Origin of the sequence: Paenibacillus shenyangensis (assembly GCF_000346635.1) — a bacterium.
Taxonomy (GTDB): domain Bacteria; phylum Bacillota; class Bacilli; order Paenibacillales; family Paenibacillaceae; genus Saccharibacillus; species Saccharibacillus dauci.
Window position 1 is genome coordinate 37,715 of sequence record NZ_AOIG01000033.1, and the last position, 18,838, is coordinate 56,552.

Genomic DNA, 18,838 nt, shown 5'->3' on the forward strand with positions numbered 1-18,838 from the left:
TTACCAGAAAATGTTTGAAAACTATCAAGGTATCCATTCAGGTTGCCGATAATAGAGTTGACGTAATTGCTGAATGCCGGAATCGACTATTTCAAAAACCTATAAATGTTAAAAGGATGGGAAAACAATTGAAAAAAGTCGCATCAGTCATGGCCATCATGTTATTGGCCGCTGCAGTGGTACAACCTGGACACGGACATGCCGCCAAATCTTCAAGCGAGATTCAAAAAGAACTGAACGCCGTTGAGCAAAAAGCGCACAAGGCTGAGCTGCAGCAGAAGAAAGCGCAGGCTCAAAAGCAAAAATCGGCAGCGCTGAAGAAAAGTGCACAAAAGAGCCTGAGTAACGTACTGCAGGCGATTAATGAAGTGAACAGCCAGCTATCGCGGGTGTCCAACAATATTACGAAGACCGAATCGGGCCTTCGTCAGTCCAAAAAAGACCTGGCTGAAGCCAAAGAACGTATCAAGGCACGTGAAGGTATGATTGATACGCGTGTAAGAATGATGTATACGGATGGCAGAGTATCCTATCTGGATGTACTGATGTCTTCCACCAGTTTCTCCGATTTTGTCGAGCGCGCAGATTCGCTGCGTATGATTGTAGACCAGGATCAGGATATCTTGGCACAGCATGAGAAAGACAAACAATTTGTTATTGTGACTCAGAATAAATTAAAAGCACAGTACGCCTATGCCAAAAGCCTGTATTCCGAAAAAGCAGCACGCAAAGGTGAACTGGATGCCAAAGAAAATGAAAAACAACGTCTGATCGCCAAATATGACCTGCAGATCGAGAATGCCGAGGAAGCAACGGCAGCGCAGGAGCAGGCATTATGGGATCTTGCAGACAAACGTGCAGCTCTGTATCGTGAGAAAACAGCAGCTGAAGCACAGGAACGTGCAGCAGCCGAAGCACGCGCAGCGGCAGAAGCAGCAGCGGCTGCAGCTGCGGCGGCAGCATCCGGTGGAGGAAGTTCTTCCGGCGGCGGTGGCGGTAATAGTTATCAGGCCAGCGGAAGTGGATTGCTGGGTGTGCCTGTTATTGGCGCTCGTCTGTCTTCTCCTTTTGGATACCGGACTAACCCGGTTACGGGTATCTACAAACTGCATGCAGGTGTGGATTTTGCAGCACCGCAGGGTACGCCTATTATTGCATCGGATGGTGGTACGGTCGTGGTTGCCGGAGCGATGAGCGGTTATGGTAATGCTGTTATTATCGATCATGGTAATGGTATTCAGACATTGTATGGTCATATCCGTAACGGAGGCGTTATGGTATCGGTAGGCCAGAGTGTCAGCAAAGGTCAGAAGATTGCCGAAGTAGGTTCAACCGGTAACTCAACCGGACCACACTGTCACTTTGAAGTACGGGTAAATGGTACAGCAGTTGATCCAATGGGTTATCTGTAAGCCGGCAAGCGGCTGTTTTAATGGAGAGAGGCGGTAATACACGATGAGAAAACGCACGGTGGCACTGCTCGTTATTGCCATGATGGTGCTCAGCAGCGTACTGACGCTGGCTGTAGTCAATCTACCGTCTTTTGTGCAAAGAGCTTCAATGGGACAAGGTGTAATCGGTGCGCTGAGCGGCGGTGGACTCACTGACCAGGAACAGAGCAAGCTGAGTACGGTAGCCAGTCTGATTGAAAATAATTATTACCAGAACGTCGATGAAAATAAACTGGTGGATGGAGCGATCAACGGGATGCTTGAAGCGCTCGGCGATCCATACTCCAGTTATATGGATACCGATACAGCCGGACAATTCTCCGAATCAATTGCAGGTTCTTTTACGGGTATTGGTGCGGAAGTGTCTGAAGATAACGGCAACGTCGTTATTGTGTCTCCGATCAAGGGTTCACCGGCAGAAAAAGCCGGATTGCGTGCCAAGGATGTCATTGTCTCCGTGAATGGAGAAAATCTGTCCGGTAAAGAGCTGAATGCGGCGGTTGCCAAGATCCGCGGGGAAAAAGGCTCTACCGCCAAGCTGGAAGTTAAACGTGCCGGCAGCAGTGATACGATGACATTTGATATCGTGCGTGATGATATCGCAATGGAGACCGTATACGCTCGTATGACCAAAGACAAGATTGGCGTAATCGAGATTACCCAGTTCTCCCTCAATACAGCGCAGCGCTTCGAAGAGGAGCTGCAGAAGCTGGACGCGCAGGGAATGAAGGGACTTGTCATCGATGTACGTAACAATCCGGGCGGCGTACTCTCTGTTGTCGAAGAGATGGCCGAACAATTTGTACCGAAAGGCAAGGCGCTGGTACAGGTCGAGGACAAAAATGGACAGCGCCAGGTTACCAATTCGGACGGTCAGGGAGTAAACTATCCGATCGCGGTCGTAACCAATGGCGGCAGCGCCAGCGCTTCCGAGATTCTGGCGGGTGCTCTCAAGCAGTCCGCTGGTGCTACCCTCTATGGGGAGACTACCTACGGTAAAGGTACCGTACAGACCAGCATGGATAATCTGTTCAACGATGGCAGTCTGATCAAGATTACGATTGCCAAGTGGCTGACACCTAACGGCGACTGGATTCACAAAAAAGGAATCAAGCCCGATGTAAAAGTGGCACCACCCGATTATTACACCGTGACACCGATCAACAAAGATAAAACACTCAAATATGATATGAACAATAATGATGTGAAAAGTGCGCAGATTATGCTCGCCGGACTGGATTATAAAGTCGATCGCAAAGACGGTTATTTCGACCGCAGCACGGAAGCCGCTGTACAAGCTCTCCAAAAAGCCCACAAGCTGACGGTTAACGGCACAATCGATGCCAAAACAGCTGCTACACTCGAAGCCGAGCTGATCAAGCATATCCAGGACCCGCAGTATGATGTACAACTAAATAAAGCCATCGCTGGCGTTAAGCAGAAGCTGAGCGCAACAAAGTAAAGTTCACGGAGTATAATGCTATAACAGCATGAGACTGCCGGAATCGTATCCGAGTGATAAGACGATGGATTGTAAAAAGAAGGCTGTCACAGCCTTCTTTTTTTATGTACAATAAAGAATGTTGGACAGCAAGTGGGCATGCATGGAAAGCAAAGGAGTGTGAAGCGTGATGGCAGTGTTGGGAGAAGCACTCCGTATCACTGGTGGAGCTATAGGGCAGCTGCTTTCGCAGCCGTTTTATTATATATTTCTGATTGGATTGCTGCTGCATTACCGGCGGCAGGGACTATTGGAACGCAAACTGTTTAATATACGTGTACATATTTATGCCGGCAGGGTACTCCGTACCGTCCTTACCGGACTGGTTATTGGGTGTATCGTGTCAGCAGTGATGCTTGGAATTGGCATACATATCGAAAAAGAAATCGTCTGGTGTCTGGGCATTATCATCGTACTGCTATCACTGATTCGTCTGCGTCTGGCACATCTGATGGATGCACTGGCTGTACTGATGGTAGCTCATGTAGGGCTGCTGCTTTCCCCATCGTGGCAGCCGGAAGGCTGGATTGGACAGACGGCAGAGGCAATTCGTCATGCAGATCTGCCAGGGCTGCTGGTGATTGCCGTGCTACTGCAAATAGCTGAAGCAGTTCTATTCCGCTTGCAGGGGCCTACTTTGTCTTCACCGGTAGTTATCGAAGGCAAGCGTGGCAAGCCGGTAGGTGCCTATGCGATGGAAGCCTTTTGGCCGGTGCCGTTATGGTTGCTGATGCCAGCAGCAGGTGGATTTATTCTGCCATGGACTCCGCTGCATAGCGGTGAATTCTGGAGTGGAGGAGCAGCTGTCACGGCTCTGCCGGTCATGATTGGCTGCAGCATCTTAACCCAGAGCAGGCTGCCCGCAGACAAAGCGCGCATCGTCTCCAAACGGCTGCTACTAGGCAGTCTGATACTGCTGGTGCTGGCTGCCGGCGCACTCTGGTGGCCACCGCTAGCCGTGCTTATCATCTGTATCGCCCTTATCTGGCGTGAGGTTGTCATCTATCTCAGCAGACGCGAGGAACTGGAGAGCATTCCTCTCTATACCGAGACACTGCGTGGACTGCGAATCCTCGATGTGATCCCGGGTAGCCCGGCGCATGAACTGGGCATTCGGGCCGCCGAGACGGTGTACAAAGTAAACGGAGTGCCTGTACATCATCCGCAGTCTCTGCATGGAGCACTGCGAATGAACCCGGCTTTTTGCAAGCTGGAAATTCTCAATATTCATGGGGAAAGCAAGTTTTTGCAGCGAGCGATTTATGCGGGGGATCATCATCAGCTGGGCATGATTTTTGCTCCGGATGATCAAGCGCCGGTTTCTCCGGATATTCAGCAGTTGTCGGCTTTTCATTTGCTGGTTCATCCGCGTACAAAGCGTTTGTCTTCGGGAAATGTAGCATCATCCGCGATTCTGCCAATAGCCCAGGAGTCAACCGTAGCTTCGTCAAAAGATACCATTCAAGCTGCAGCCGAGCCAGATGCAGCAGCTAATTCAGCGGCATTGTCTAATGATAGCTCCGGCCTTCCCAAACGAAGACGCCGTGCGGATGATAGCAAGCGTTAGAACCATTTCTAAGTAGAATCATCAATAAAAGCACACGGATCATCCGGGAATCAACCGGTTTCCGTGTGCTTTTGTTATGTCTGGTTATTGAAGATAGGATTATCAGGCAAAGCGGTTTATTCCTGCAGCTGGCGCAGTACGATAATTTCAACACGCCGATTTTTTTGTCGACCGACTGCAGTCGAGTTATCAGCGGCAGGACGGGTAGCCCCATAACCGGCATACTGAAAATTCGCCTGATCCAGTTTCTTGGTATCAATAAAATAACGCAGTACCGATAAGGCTCTTGCGCCCGATAGCTCCCAGTTATCCTGATACCGGGAAGCATAGACGATCGGTAGATTATCCGTATGGCCTTCGATACTGATCGTTGTATTAATCGATTGGAACAAGCTGGCGAGTCGTGCGAGTGTCCCGAGTGAACGTGCTTTGAGATCGGCTTGTCCTTCGTCGAACAGGAACTGGTCACTCAGCGTAATCGAGATACCCTGTGGTTTGTCGACGACCGATACTTGATTCTGCAAATTGTTGGTATTTACATAGTTTTCGATTACCTGCATCAGATTAGACAATTCCTGCTCCTGCTTGCGAAAGGCCTCTTCGCGGCTGGTCAGCTGTTCCTGTCCTTTATCGCCGCCCTGTTCTCCGGCCTGATTCTGATCGGAGTCGGTTCCTCCGTTGTTCACATTCTGACCGGCTGTACCGGTAACACCTTTGCCACCGTCGAGCACCGAGTTAGGACTCTGGAAAGTGAGCTGCAGCGACTCGGTAAGTACTTTATATTTGTCCGAATCAATCTGGCTGACCGAATACATTACAATAAAGAAAATCAGCAGCAGTGTAATCAAATCGGCATAAGTAATCAACCAGCGATCCTTGTGATCATGTCCGGTATTTTTATTTCGGCGAGAATAACGTCGCATCGTTATTCCTCCCTCATTCGTGGTTCATTATCGGAATAACCATCGGTATCTGTCAGGAATGTCTCCAGCTTGCGTCGTACTAGCTGGGGATTTTCGCCATTCTGTATCGAAAGAATGCCTTCGAGCAGCATCTCCATGGTCTGTGTCTCCAGTTCACTGCGCGCCCGAATCTTGGAGGCGAGCGGGAGGAAGATCAGGTTGGCGCTTGCTACACCATATAGAGTCGCTGTAAAAGCAACAGCAATCGAGCTACCTAGCCCGGTGGGCTCGCTGAGACTGCCCAGTACCTGGATCAGACCCATAACCGTACCGATAATCCCCATGGTAGGCGCATAACCGCCTGCAGAGTCGAAGATTTTGGCATGCTGTTCATATTGCTGCTCGACTTTGGCCATCTCCAGTTCAAGAATCTGCCGGATGACGTCCCGATCGGTTCCGTCTACTACCTGCTGCAGACCTTCGCGCAGAAAAGCATTTTCATGCGAGACGGCCTGCGGCTCCAGAGCAAGTACACCGGCGCGCCGGGCATGCATGGACATATTGACTACATCTTCAATCAGCTGTTCGTTATCCGAACGAACCGGAACGAGTACGGTTCGGATTGCTTGCGGCAGCTTTTTTAGATGAGATGCCGGAAAACTAATGGCAACAGCTGCCGCGGTTCCGCCGAAAACAATCAGTGCTGCGGCTCCCTGAAGCAATCCTCCAGCGTCGCCGCCTTCCCATAAAAACCCCCCAATCAATGCAGCGATCCCTGCAATAATACCGATAATTGTTGTTAAATCCATGTATCCATCTCCTGTTCTGCGTCTGGGAAGTAGTTATCTGTTAACTGCTTGCCGGCTCTCTGGCTTAAGAAAGCAAGCATCCTTAATATGAAAAAAACGTCTGAAAAATTTGTCGTTTACAGACGTGTTTCAATTGCATAAGTAAAATTTGGAGAGTATAATAGAAGGGAACAAACATTCCTATTCGAGGAACTAGGTTGTTAAATTATGTTATATAAGTATTAACCAATAATGAGATTCGTCTATTCAGGATGTGCCATTACAGCCAACGTTGGGTAAAGTATTATGTGTCCGGCACTCTGATGAACGGTCTCTTTTGTTATTATCGGGCAAGCGTAATATATATTTTAGACGATAGGGTGATGCAGGGCAATGAACGATATTGTTGTCAGCTCCAAAAAATTCGAGATAGAGTCGGAATTCACTCCGCAGGGTGACCAGCCTGCCGCGATTGAAGAGCTCGTACAGGGCGTACAGCAGGGTCAGAAGTTCCAGACATTGCTGGGCGCGACCGGTACAGGAAAGACCTTTACTATTGCACAGACCATTTCCAAGCTCCAGCGTCCTACACTGGTTATTGCACATAACAAGACGTTGGCAGCTCAGCTAGCGAGCGAGTTCAAGGAATTTTTCCCAAATAACTCGGTCGACTATTTTGTCAGCTATTATGATTATTATCAGCCGGAAGCATATATCCCGTCTTCCGACACGTATATTGAGAAAGACTCCAGTATCAATGAAGAGATCGACAAGCTGCGTCACTCGGCGACCAGTTCACTGTTTGAACGCCGTGATGTCATCATCGTAGCCAGCGTATCCTGCATTTATGGTCTCGGTTCGCCACAGGAATATGGTGGCATGCTGCTGTCCCTGCGTGTAGGTATGGAAAAGTCGCGTAATGAGATTCTGTCCCGTCTGGTTGATATCCAGTATCAACGCAATGATATTAACTTTGTACGCGGTACATTCCGTGTACGCGGCGATGTAATCGAGATTTTCCCGGCATCCAAAAGTGAACATGCCGTACGTGTCGAACTGTTCGGTGACGAGATTGAACGGATTACCGAGATTGATGTGCTGACCGGCGAGCTGGTTGGCGAACGCGATCATATCGCGATCTTCCCGGCTTCTCACTTTGTGACCAAGGAAGAGACGATGAAAGTCGCACTCAAAAATATCGAGCGTGAGCTGGAAGACCGCCTGGCTGTACTCAACGAGCAAGGCAAGCTGTTAGAAGCACAGCGACTGGAACAGCGTACCCGCTACGATATCGAGATGATGAAGGAAGTCGGTTTTTGTTCCGGTATTGAGAACTACTCCGGACCGCTGACTTTCCGTGAACGCGGAGATACCCCATTTACACTGCTGGACTATTTCCCGGATGATATGCTGATTGTGGTCGATGAGTCGCATGTGACCCTGCCGCAGATTCGGGCGATGTACAATGGTGACCAAGCGCGCAAAAATGTGCTGGTGGATCACGGCTTCCGTCTTCCATCTGCACTGGATAACCGTCCATTGAAATTTGAAGAATTTGAGGACAAGATCAATCAGATTATTTTCGTATCGGCTACGCCAGGACCTTATGAGCTGGAGCATTGCGAGACAACGACCCAGCAGATTATACGTCCTACCGGCCTGCTGGATCCGATTATCGAAGTTCGTCCAACCAAAGGACAGATTGATGATCTGATCAGTGAGATTCATCTGCGCATCGAGCGGGAGGAGCGGGTACTCGTTACCACGCTGACCAAGAAGATGTCCGAAGATCTGACCGATTACCTCAAGGAAGTCGGAATCAAGGTCAGGTATATGCACTCCGATATCAAGACGCTGGAACGGATGTCCATTCTGAGGGATTTGCGGTTGGGTACATTCCATGTGCTAGTCGGAATCAACCTGCTGCGGGAAGGACTGGATCTGCCGGAAGTATCTCTGGTTACTATTCTGGATGCCGACAAAGAAGGCTTCCTGCGTTCCGAGCGTTCACTGATCCAGACGATTGGACGGGCAGCGCGTAACTCCGAGGGACGGGTTATTATGTACGGTGACAAAGTAACCGACTCCATGGCCAGCGCCATGCGGGAGACCGAACGTCGTCGTACGATCCAGATTGCTTATAATGAAGAACATGGTATCACCCCGCAGACTATTCGCAAAAAAGTACGTGATGTGATCGAAGCAACCAAAGTTGCCGAAGGCAAAGCGGACTATATGGCGGAAGCGGGCAAAGCCAAGATGTCCAAGCGCGACCGGATGGCGCTGATTCAGCGTCTGGAGAACGAAATGAAGTCTGCCGCCAAGGAACTTCAGTTCGAGCGTGCCGCCGAGCTGCGTGATGCGGTATTGGAACTGCGGGCAGAGATTAGTTAATCCCGATAGTTTCGGAACGTTGACAGTTGGACTTATACAGCATGAACATGATACACCATCCAAGGTTGTTGGGTGACTCCGGATACAGAACCGGAATCCCCGGCAACCTTTATCATAGTTGGGCCGTTTATACGCACAGCTCTTACATTTGGCAGCTACACTACAAATGAGGAGCAGCGTTGTGATTATTCCGGAAGCACCGGATTTGGAGGTTGGATTATTTGTCGAATAAATATATTGAAGTCAAGGGCGCGAGAGCGCATAATCTCAAAAATATTGATATCAGCATCCCTCGTGACCGTTTTGTAGTATTGACCGGTCTGAGCGGCTCAGGGAAGTCTTCGCTGGCATTTGATACCATTTATGCAGAAGGACAGCGTCGTTATGTCGAGTCTCTGTCTGCTTACGCACGTCAATTTCTGGGACAAATGGACAAGCCGGATGTGGATTCGATTGAAGGCCTGTCTCCAGCAATCTCGATTGACCAGAAGACGACGAGTCGTAATCCTCGTTCTACAGTCGGTACCGTAACCGAGATTTATGATTATCTGCGCCTTTTATTTGCACGTGTGGGTCATCCGCATTGCCCGAATCACGGCGTCGAGATTACTTCGCAGACGGTAGAGCAGATGGTAGACCGGATTATGGAATATCCGGAACGTACTCGTCTGCAGATTCTTGCGCCAGTCATCTCCGGCCGCAAGGGTGAACACAAAAGCGTTTTTTCGGAAATCTCCAAACAGGGTTTTGTCCGTGTACGTGTAAACGGAGAACTGCGTGATCTGTCCGAAGATATTCAGCTGGAGAAAAATAAAAAGCATACGATTGAAGTCGTTGTCGACCGGATCGTAGTCAAGGAAGACGTAGCCGTACGTCTGGCCGATTCGATCGAAATGGCGCTCAAAATGTCCGGAGGTCAGCTACTGGTTGATATCATCGGTCAGGAGGAGCTGCGTTTCAGTTCCAATTTTGCTTGTCCAATCTGTGGATTCAGTATTGAAGAGCTTGCACCGCGGATGTTCTCGTTTAACAGTCCATTTGGTGCCTGCCCGGAGTGTGATGGTCTGGGTATCCGTATGGTCGTTGACCGGGATCTGCTGATGCCCGACCGTAGCAAAACGATCGATGAAGGTGCTTTTCAGGCATGGAGCGGTGGATTGTCCAACTATTATCCACAGTTCCTCAAATCGGTCTGTCAGCATTACAAGATTCCGACCGATGTACCGATCTCCGAACTGAAAGAAGAACAGATCAATCTGATTCTGAACGGCTCGGATGGACAAAAGATTCGTTTCCGCTACGAAAGCGACTTTGGACGAGTCAAGGAAGCCCATGTTGTTTTTGAAGGTATTATTCCCAATCTGGAGCGCCGCTACAAGGATACTTCATCCGAAAGCATGCGTGAATATATCGAAGGTTATATGAGTGCCAAGCCTTGTCCGGTATGTAAAGGCAAACGTCTCAAAAAAGAAATTCTGGCAGTAACTGTGGACAAGCATAATATCGCTGATATTACAGATTTGCCTATTGGTGAAGCCAAGCAATTTTTTGAGCATATCCACCTGAGTGAAAAAGAACAGAGTATCGCGCGTCTGATCCTCAAGGAAATCTGCAGCCGGCTTGGATTCCTGGTGAATGTTGGTCTGGAGTATCTGAACATGTCACGTGCAGCAGGTACATTGTCCGGCGGAGAAGCCCAGCGCATTCGTCTGGCGACCCAGATCGGTTCCAGTCTTACCGGCGTACTGTATATTCTGGATGAGCCGAGTATCGGTCTGCATCAGCGTGATAATGATCGTCTGATCCAGACACTCGAGCATATGCGCGATCTGGGAAACACACTTATTGTCGTAGAGCATGATGAAGACACGATGATGGCAGCGGATCATATTATCGATATTGGTCCGGGCGCTGGTATTCATGGTGGTCAGGTGATTGCCCAGGGAACACCGGCAGAGATTATGGAAGACCCCAACTCATTGACAGGACAATATTTGAGCGGACGCAAATTCGTTCCTGTGCCACTTCAGCGCCGCAAAACGGATGATCGCTGGTTGGAGATTCGCGGTGCCAAGGAGAACAATCTCAAGAACATCAATGTCAAAATTCCAATCGGTGTCTTTACCGCAGTAACAGGAGTATCCGGTTCCGGTAAATCGACACTGGTCAACGAGATTCTCTACAAAACACTGGCACGTGATCTGAACAAGGCACGCGTCATCCCGGGACAGTATCGCGAGATTCGTGGTCTGGAACATATCGAGAAAGTAATCGACATCGATCAATCGCCAATCGGTCGTACTCCTCGTTCCAACCCGGCGACCTATACCGGCGTATTCGATGATATCCGCGATTTGTTCGCACAGACGAACGAAGCCAAGGTACGTGGTTACAAAAAGGGCCGCTTCAGCTTCAATATCAAAGGCGGCCGCTGTGAAGCCTGCCGCGGCGACGGTATTATCAAAATCGAGATGCACTTCCTGCCCGATGTATACGTTCCATGCGAAATATGCAAAGGCCAGCGCTATAACCGTGAGACACTCGAAGTAAAATACAAAAACCGCAATATTGCCGATGTACTGGATATGACGGTTGAAGATGCAGTGGAGTTCTTTCAGAATATCCCGCGTATTCACCGCAAAATGCAGACCCTGCTCGATGTGGGTCTTGGCTATGTGAAGCTGGGTCAACCGGCAACTACATTGTCCGGTGGTGAAGCGCAGCGTGTGAAGCTGGCTTCCGAACTGCATCGCCGCAGTACCGGCAAAACGATGTACATCCTGGATGAGCCGACGACCGGTCTGCATGTGGATGATATTGACCGTCTGCTGGTTGTGCTGCATCGTCTGGTTGATTCCGGCGAATCCGTCCTGGTTATCGAGCATAATCTGGATGTTATCAAGACAGCCGATTATCTGATCGATCTGGGACCGGAGGGCGGCAGCGGTGGTGGTACGATTCTCGCTTCCGGTACTCCGGAAGATATCACCAAGGTAAAAGGGTCATATACCGGACACTATCTCAAACCTGTACTTGAACGCGACACAGCGCGCAGTCGTGAGCTGGAGAGCAGTCAGGTCTAATCTTTTTCTGCTTTACTTGTTCTGTTCGGGCAGGCTGTTGAAGGCAAACAAGCTTTATTTGTATTTAACAGCCTGCCTATTTTTACATAAAGATAGGCTTCTAGGTAATTGTGCCTGAATACAGGAATATGGTACTCTGGATTCAGACTCATTTTACTGTAATTACCAGTTAAATGGTGGACACGCAAGCAACTATAGAAAGGCTGGATGAATTTGAAAATGTTTTCCTCGAAAATACCTGCAATTGTACTACTGGCTTCGGCTTTTACCGTGTCTGCCCCATATGCGACAATGGCTTCCGCAGCAGATTGGACTTCCCATTATACATACCAGGCACCGCAATTGGGTGCTTCTTCTACCCATCCCGGATACAGCAAGATTATCGCCAAAGTTTCTCCTTCTGTCGTTGGCATCGTTGGTGTACCTACACCGGAAGCAATCGCAGAAGAAAGTGGCAGCGATGATAGTGGAGACGGAGGTTATGGTCAGGACAAAGAAGGCATTGCTTTTGGTTCTGGCGTTATTATTGCTTCCAACGGATGGATTGTGACCAATGCCCACGTGATCGACAGCATGGAGGAAGGCGCCAAGGTCATTACGTCCGAGGCTAATGGACAGAGCAAGACCTATCTGGTCAAAGAAATCTACAGCGACACCGTAAGCGATCTGGCGCTGATCAAGATTAATGCAACTGGCCTCAAAACAGCTTCATTCGTCTCCGGTAACCAGAAGCCCGAAGTAGGAGAGCAGGTGATTGCGATCGGTACGCCGCTGTCTCTCTCTCTTCGCAACTCGGCTACCTCGGGTATTATTAGTGGTGTAAACCGGGCCGTAGATGCTTCTTACAGCCTGCTCCAGACAGATGCAGCGATCAACCCGGGTAACAGCGGCGGTCCGCTTGTAAATATGGACGGCAAGGTGATCGGCATTAATACGATGAAATACGAAGCACTGGGCGTCGATAATCTGGGCTTTACCATTCCCGCAGATACAGTAGAATATATTATTGACCAATTGTATGAATATGGTGAAGTGCGCCGTGCTTATATCGGAGTACAGCTGCAGGAGAGCGAAGACGCGCTGATCGGCATGCCGACGAATGATGCGATGACCGTTACCAAAGTACAATCCGCAGCTGCCAAAAAAGCAGGCATCAAAGAAGGCGATGTGCTCTACAGCATCAATGGTAAAAGAGTCCACACAACAGTTGAATTAAATGAACTGCTCAAAGCTTATGCTCCCGGCCAGACCGTCAAATTGATGATGCAATCCGGAGGAGATATTGTAAGTCGTACGCTGAAGCTGGCTCAGGCGCAGCCTGAAGATCTGATCGACAGCAGCCAGACAGAAGAGGAAGCATCTCCTGAACAGTAGTATGCGATTTACCGGAGAGATTATCTACTTTGACTATAGAAATGAGGAAATGGAATGAATAAATGGGTGCGTATCGCTGCCACCGGCCTGCTGGCCTCCATGATTACACTCACTACGGCGTATGCCGGAGTACATACAGCAGCTGCAGCTGAACTGCTGGAACTCAAAATCAAAAAAGGCAGTACTGCCGCCACAATTAACGGGGAAAAAGAAACCATTGTCAAACCCTATGAAGCAGCCGGTGTCACTATGGTGCAGCTGGGGTTATTCTCCCGGGCATTCCGCGCAGATGTACAGCTTCATGAGAATAACATCGTCCAAGTAACCTCGGGCAAACATGTGATCTCCATGAAAATCGGCAGCAAATCGGCGACCGTTAACGGTAAAAAAGTTACACTGGACGCAGCTCCGGTAATGAAATCCAATACGCTGATGGTTCCTCTGCGTTCACTCGTACAGGGGATCGGCGGCAAAATGAAAGTCGTATCCGGCCAGATTATCATTACACTGCCTGCATCTGCTGCACAGAAAGGCGATAGCAGTAGCGCAAGTGAACACGCGGATAAAAAACTGGTAGGTAGCAGCCAGTACCAATGGACAATCAATTATCCGGAAGACCTGGTCTATATGGAAGGTTCGAGCAGCGGCACAGTCAATTTTATGGATAAGAAAAGTACGTATCTGCTGCAGATATCGGTACAACCGGATACAGTGAGTTCTTCGGTGTATGGACACTCCGATCCTGAGGATCTGCTGGATTATCTGGTTGGATATAATCAAGAATTGGGAGAGACTGTGTTAGATCAGCAGGTCGTGAACAGTCCGGCTGGAGATTATGCCAGAGTAATCAGTCGCTCCGAAGAAGGTTATTTGTCCGAGAACAGACTATATTCGGGTAATGGCAATTTGTATTATGTGATGTATGTTGATTCCGAAGCGTACAGCTACAAAGACTTTGATGGAGCAGCAGATCTGCTGGATTCGTTCCGGATGTCCTTTGATAGCGGCAATAAAACGACAGAGGATATCGCTTCTACCGAATCTGGTGAAGAGCCGGTAGCCAGCGATAATATGCTGTCCAACGAAGAGTATGGTATCTCGGCGTCCTTGCCATCCAATTGGTCGCTTAGCAGTGATACGGTGGAGGCAGGAACAGCAGATGGCGGCTATACCGGAATCTATGCTTACAGTGCCCCGGCTGGCGCAACAGTTCAGGATTGGGCCAAGCAGATTCAGACCTGGTTTGGCGACAACTTTACACCAGACCACTATCGCTATGTAAGTACAACAGAGCGCCAGATCGGCGATCAGACCGCATTGGTTAATCAGGTACAGTATACGTATGACGGAGATATCTGGTATACCGAATACCAGATTCTGTTCCAGCGCGATGGATACCGCTATTACATGGAATATGGTGGGATGGCTGATTCGCCAACCTTGACTTCCGATCTGGAATCTATTCTGGCGACCGTTTCGCTGGATTTTGAGGCGCTGCAGGAGAATTTCGGCAAGCTGCCGGTAGACTATTATTCTGAAGATCGCAGCAAAACAGTGACCCGTACTTCCCAAAATTATGGCTACAGCCTGCAGGTACCGCGTTACTGGGGAGGGAATAGTAATAACTATGAGTCGACAAGTGTAAGCTTCCAGCATAGCGGCGGTAGTTTCAATATTGCTATCGATTATGCCAGCTCTCTGGAGAAAGCAGTAGCCAAATGGAAAGCGAGTCTTTCCAAAACGGGCTCTGCAACGAACGCCAACGGTCAATTGTCCGAAGGCACGGCAACAACGTTTGCCGGTGTACCAGCCTATACGTTTACAGTATCCTATCCGGATGCTTCAACACCGTATCAGGCGAGCTATACCATCTTTAACAAAGGCAAACGTACCTACATTCTGTCCAGTGAACTCAATACAGCCAATAATACACCGTTCCATCAGGCTGAAATCTCCAAAGTGATGAATTCGTTTCAATGGTTAAGCAAATAAGCTTATTATCTCGAATGAACGATAATACAACGCTTATCTGTTCCTTATAATATTCATAATACCGTTCTATCAAAGCTACTTCTGTCTGAATGTCAGAGTGCAGGTTGATAGAACGGTATTTTTTTGATTTTTCAATAATTTTTATACAAATTTGAATGATACTGTAGATACCCTGCTCCATGTCTGTTACACTGAATTAGAATCGTTTTAAATTGAGGTGCAGGAAGTCGGCGAGCAATATTGGCTGATTCAGCACTGTCGTATGTCGAATATCATAACATCAGGATGAATTTTCATCCGCGAATAGAGTATTGCCTGGGCATCAGGCAATCCGGGAGGATAACAATCTACATGAATACAGCATTACGAAGAGAAGACGTGGAGCTTCTGGCGCCGGCAGGCGACTGGGACTGCATGCGGGCGGCGGTAGCTAATGGAGCAGACGCAGTCTTTTTTGGCGTGGAGAAATTTAACGCGCGTGCGCGGGCGAATAATTTCCGTATGGATGAATTGCCGGAGATCATGGCGTTTTTGCATAGCTATGGAGTCAAAGGCTTTTTGACGTTTAATATACTGGTTTTCGAGAACGAACTGGAAGATGCCAAGGAACTGATCGATGCCTGCGTGGATGCAGGTGTAGATGCGGTAATCGTACAGGATCTGGGTCTGGTCAAAATGATCCGCGAGATCTCGCCGGACTTCCCGATTCATGGCTCTACCCAGATGACCATCACTTCACCAGAAGCGGTAGAATTCACCAAGCCGTTTAATATGGAACGTGTCGTACTGGGCCGCGAGAACAACCTCAAGCAGATACAGAAAATCGGCGAACAGGCTCGTCTGCCAATGGAAGTATTCGTACACGGCGCATTATGTGTATCGTACTCCGGACAATGCCTGACTTCAGAAATGTGGGGCGGACGCTCAGCCAACCGTGGCGAATGTGCACAGGCCTGCCGTCTGCCGTATGATCTGATCGTCGATGGCGAGCAGAAAATTATGGGCGACGTGACTTACCTGCTGTCCCCAAAAGATCTGGCAGCCATTGATATTATGCCGGAGCTGATCGAAGCAGGCGTAACTTCCTTCAAAATCGAAGGTCGCCTGAAAAGCCCAACCTATGTAGCCAATGTAGTTAGCAAATATCGCAAAGCGATTGATCGTTATTTTGAAGGGGACAGCACACCGATCAGCCGCGAAGATATTCGCGAGCTGGAACAAAGCTTTTCCCGCGGATTTACCCATGGCTTCCTCGATGGAACCAACAACAAGAAGCTGGTAGACGGTACTTTCCCGAAAAGCCGCGGCGTATACCTCGGTCGCGTCGAGAAAATTCTGCGTGATGGCGTTGTCTGTCGCCTGGAAGCTCCGGTGAAACGTGGCGACGGTATCGTATTCGATGCCGGAGACCCAACGCAAAAAGAAGAAGGCGGACGGATCTACGATCTGCGTCGTCAGGGCGTCAAGCTCGAAGGCGAAGCGGGAGAAAGCTGGATTGTGGATATCGTACCGGGTCGCAGTGACGTTAACCTCAAAAAAGTACATGTTGGGGATAAGATCTGGAAAACCAACGATCCCGCACTGGATAAGCGCATGAGACAGACCTACGAGACAGACAAGCCGTACCGCGTATTCCCGGTACATGTCAAAGCGATCGGCCATGCCGGCCAGCCGCTGGTCACTTACTGGACCGATGTGCAAAAAGGCGTAACGATCCGTGTGGATTCCGAAATGGAACTGGAAATCGCAGCCAAGCGTCCGATGACTGCTGAACTGCTGGAAGAACAATTTGGTCGTCTGGGCGGTACCATTTTCCAACTGGATGAACTGGAAGTACAGCTGCACGGCGAGATCATTATCCCGATGCGTGAGCTGAACGCGATTCGCCGTCAGGCAGTCGAACAGCTGGAAGGCGAACGTCCGAAGCCGCCGGTCTATATCAAGCGTGATATTGCAACGTACGAAGATATTGCTCCAGCTACAGCGCCAGTTCAGGGAACCGAAGCGATGCTGACTGCACTGTGCCGTACGCTGGAACAAGTCGAAGCGGTTGTGAAGACCGATGTAGAGATGATCTACGCGGACTTTGAGTTTATTAAGCAGTTCCCGGCAGCTGTAGCCGCTGTACGCGCATCCGGCAAAAAGATTGCGCTGGCAACGCCGCGTATTCATATGCCTGGCGAAAATGGCTACCATGCCAACATTATGCGTCTGCAACCGGATGCGGTACTGGTGCGTAATACAGGCGCATTGTACTATTATCTGGCACGTCGCCAGAGTCATCCACAGGAGAACCATCCACAGCTGATCGGAGACTTCTCTCTGAATATCGCGAACCACAAAGCGGTAAGTCTGTTCCTGGAATCCGGTGTGGATATGGTCACCCCATCGTATGACCTGAATATCCAGCAGATGGTAGACTTGCTGGGACGCAGTCAGACTTCCCAGATGGAAGTGGTTATCCACCAGCATCTGCCGATGTTCCATACCGAACACTGCGTATACTGTACGTTCCTGAGCGAAGGTACCGACTTTACCAACTGCGGACGTCCATGTGAAGACAGCCGCGTCTCCCTGCAGGACCGGATCGGTATGTCTCATCCGGTACGTGTTGATGAAGGCTGCCGCAATACGGTATACAACGCGATCGAGCAGTCCGGTGCGGAATATCTGAAGGATTTCCTGGAGCTGGGTGTCCCTAGTTACCGTGTGGAATTCCTGGAAGAGACGCCGGAGCAGGTTCTGGAAGTTATCGAACTGTACAGCAAAGCGCTGCGCGGCGAGATCAGCGGTACCCAGGTATGGCGCAGTCTCAAAGCAACCAACCAGCTGGGCGTTACACGCGGTCAACTGGTGAAATAATCAGACATTGATGTGGATAGATAAGAGCGGTGTACAGAAGCTGTATATCTGCGAAAAAGTTATCCGCAAATCATCCACATTATCTACAGGAGGGTGCCATTCATGGCATCCTCTTTTTGATTTATCCCCAGTATAGTGATGCATTCCATCATTTTTACGTCATATCATACATTGAATCCAATAATTATCCTCAGCCTATCCACAAAGTAACTTCAACCGCACTGAAAAAGTAATACATGCAGCATGAGAAGCAAGAAGAATAAATGTCCATTTCATCGATGTATCAAAAGACTGTGAATGAATAAAGTAGAGAATTAAAGACCATATTAGACAGTTATAGAAGAAAATTTGTCTTTTTCACAGGTTATCCACATATGTAACTGCTTCCATCTGTAGAAAGCAATCTGTTGGGTAAAAACTTGTGAAATTGGGTAAGATATCAGAGTGAGATTGACGAGTTGCCGGCTTACATAGCACTGCCACCAACCTATTAGCGTGCAGGCGGCTAAGCGGCTGTACACTACTTAGGATTCTACAGTGAAAGCAGATTCTGCTGTAGACCCTATCCAATACATTCGAGACGGAGGAAGAAATAATGAAAATACGTAAAGCGATCATTCCAGCTGCAGGACTTGGAACCCGTTTCCTGCCAGCTACCAAAGCCATGCCCAAAGAAATGCTGCCGATTGTAGACAAACCAACGATCCAGTACATTATCGAAGAAGCGGTTGCTTCCGGTATCGAGGATATTATTATTGTTACTGGTAAAGGCAAGCGTGCGATCGAAGACCACTTTGACTATTCCTTTGAACTGGAACAGAACTTGGAGGAGAAAGAAAAGTGGAAGCTGCTGGATGCGGTTCGTGAACCATCCGAGATGGCTGACATTCACTATATCCGCCAGAAAGAACCCAAAGGACTGGG

The 18,838-nt window shown here is 49.1% G+C and carries 11 protein-coding genes; 9 read left to right on the top strand and 2 right to left on the bottom strand.

What is annotated here, in order from left to right; translation table 11 throughout:
* Positions 1 to 128: 128 nt before the first annotated feature.
* The 3 genes from H065_RS0123175 (at position 129) to H065_RS26645 (ending at position 4,519) form a co-directional block, all read left to right on the top strand.
* Positions 129 to 1,412 carry a murein hydrolase activator EnvC family protein gene (locus H065_RS0123175; RefSeq protein ID WP_017815492.1) on the top strand — a complete coding sequence of 428 codons (1,284 nt, stop codon included), beginning with the start codon at positions 129 to 131 and terminating at the stop codon, positions 1,410 to 1,412.
* A 43-nt stretch (positions 1,413 to 1,455) separates the two neighbouring features.
* Positions 1,456 to 2,913, top strand: coding sequence for a S41 family peptidase (locus H065_RS0123180; protein WP_017815493.1), 1,458 nt, complete (start codon positions 1,456 to 1,458; stop codon positions 2,911 to 2,913).
* Between the two features lie 169 nt (positions 2,914 to 3,082).
* Complete coding sequence (locus H065_RS26645; RefSeq protein ID WP_017815494.1) at positions 3,083 to 4,519, top strand: PDZ domain-containing protein; 1,437 nt, start codon at positions 3,083 to 3,085, stop codon at positions 4,517 to 4,519.
* Between the two features lie 116 nt (positions 4,520 to 4,635).
* On the opposite strand, the gene H065_RS0123190 is transcribed toward H065_RS26645, so the two are convergent.
* Positions 4,636 to 5,442 (bottom strand): OmpA/MotB family protein, encoded by an 807-nt coding sequence (locus H065_RS0123190; RefSeq protein ID WP_017815495.1) that lies wholly within the window; start codon positions 5,440 to 5,442, stop codon positions 4,636 to 4,638.
* 2 nt (positions 5,443 to 5,444) lie between these two features.
* Positions 5,445 to 6,230 (bottom strand): flagellar motor protein, encoded by a 786-nt coding sequence (locus H065_RS0123195; protein ID WP_017815496.1) that lies wholly within the window; start codon positions 6,228 to 6,230, stop codon positions 5,445 to 5,447.
* Between the two features lie 372 nt (positions 6,231 to 6,602).
* Here H065_RS0123195 and uvrB point away from each other — a divergent pair, with 372 nt between their 5' ends.
* The 6 genes from uvrB to H065_RS0123225 form a co-directional block, all read left to right on the top strand.
* Entirely contained in the window at positions 6,603 to 8,603 is a 2,001-nt protein-coding gene (gene uvrB / locus H065_RS0123200) for an excinuclease ABC subunit UvrB (protein WP_017815497.1), read from the top strand.
* Positions 8,604 to 8,824: 221 nt separating this feature from the next.
* Positions 8,825 to 11,686 (top strand): excinuclease ABC subunit UvrA, encoded by a 2,862-nt coding sequence (uvrA, locus tag H065_RS0123205; protein WP_017815498.1) that lies wholly within the window; start codon positions 8,825 to 8,827, stop codon positions 11,684 to 11,686.
* 219 nt (positions 11,687 to 11,905) lie between these two features.
* Positions 11,906 to 13,060, top strand: a complete 1,155-nt coding sequence (locus H065_RS0123210; RefSeq protein ID WP_017815499.1) for a S1C family serine protease — start codon at positions 11,906 to 11,908, stop codon at positions 13,058 to 13,060.
* Positions 13,061 to 13,114: 54 nt separating this feature from the next.
* Positions 13,115 to 15,052 (top strand): stalk domain-containing protein, encoded by a 1,938-nt coding sequence (locus H065_RS0123215; RefSeq protein ID WP_017815500.1) that lies wholly within the window; start codon positions 13,115 to 13,117, stop codon positions 15,050 to 15,052.
* Positions 15,053 to 15,403: 351 nt separating this feature from the next.
* Positions 15,404 to 17,914 carry a U32 family peptidase gene (locus H065_RS0123220; RefSeq protein WP_017815501.1) on the top strand — a complete coding sequence of 837 codons (2,511 nt, stop codon included), beginning with the start codon at positions 15,404 to 15,406 and terminating at the stop codon, positions 17,912 to 17,914.
* A 595-nt stretch (positions 17,915 to 18,509) separates the two neighbouring features.
* Positions 18,510 to 18,838 (top strand): sugar phosphate nucleotidyltransferase (locus tag H065_RS0123225; protein WP_017815502.1); only part of this gene is annotated, 329 nt, incomplete at its 3' end.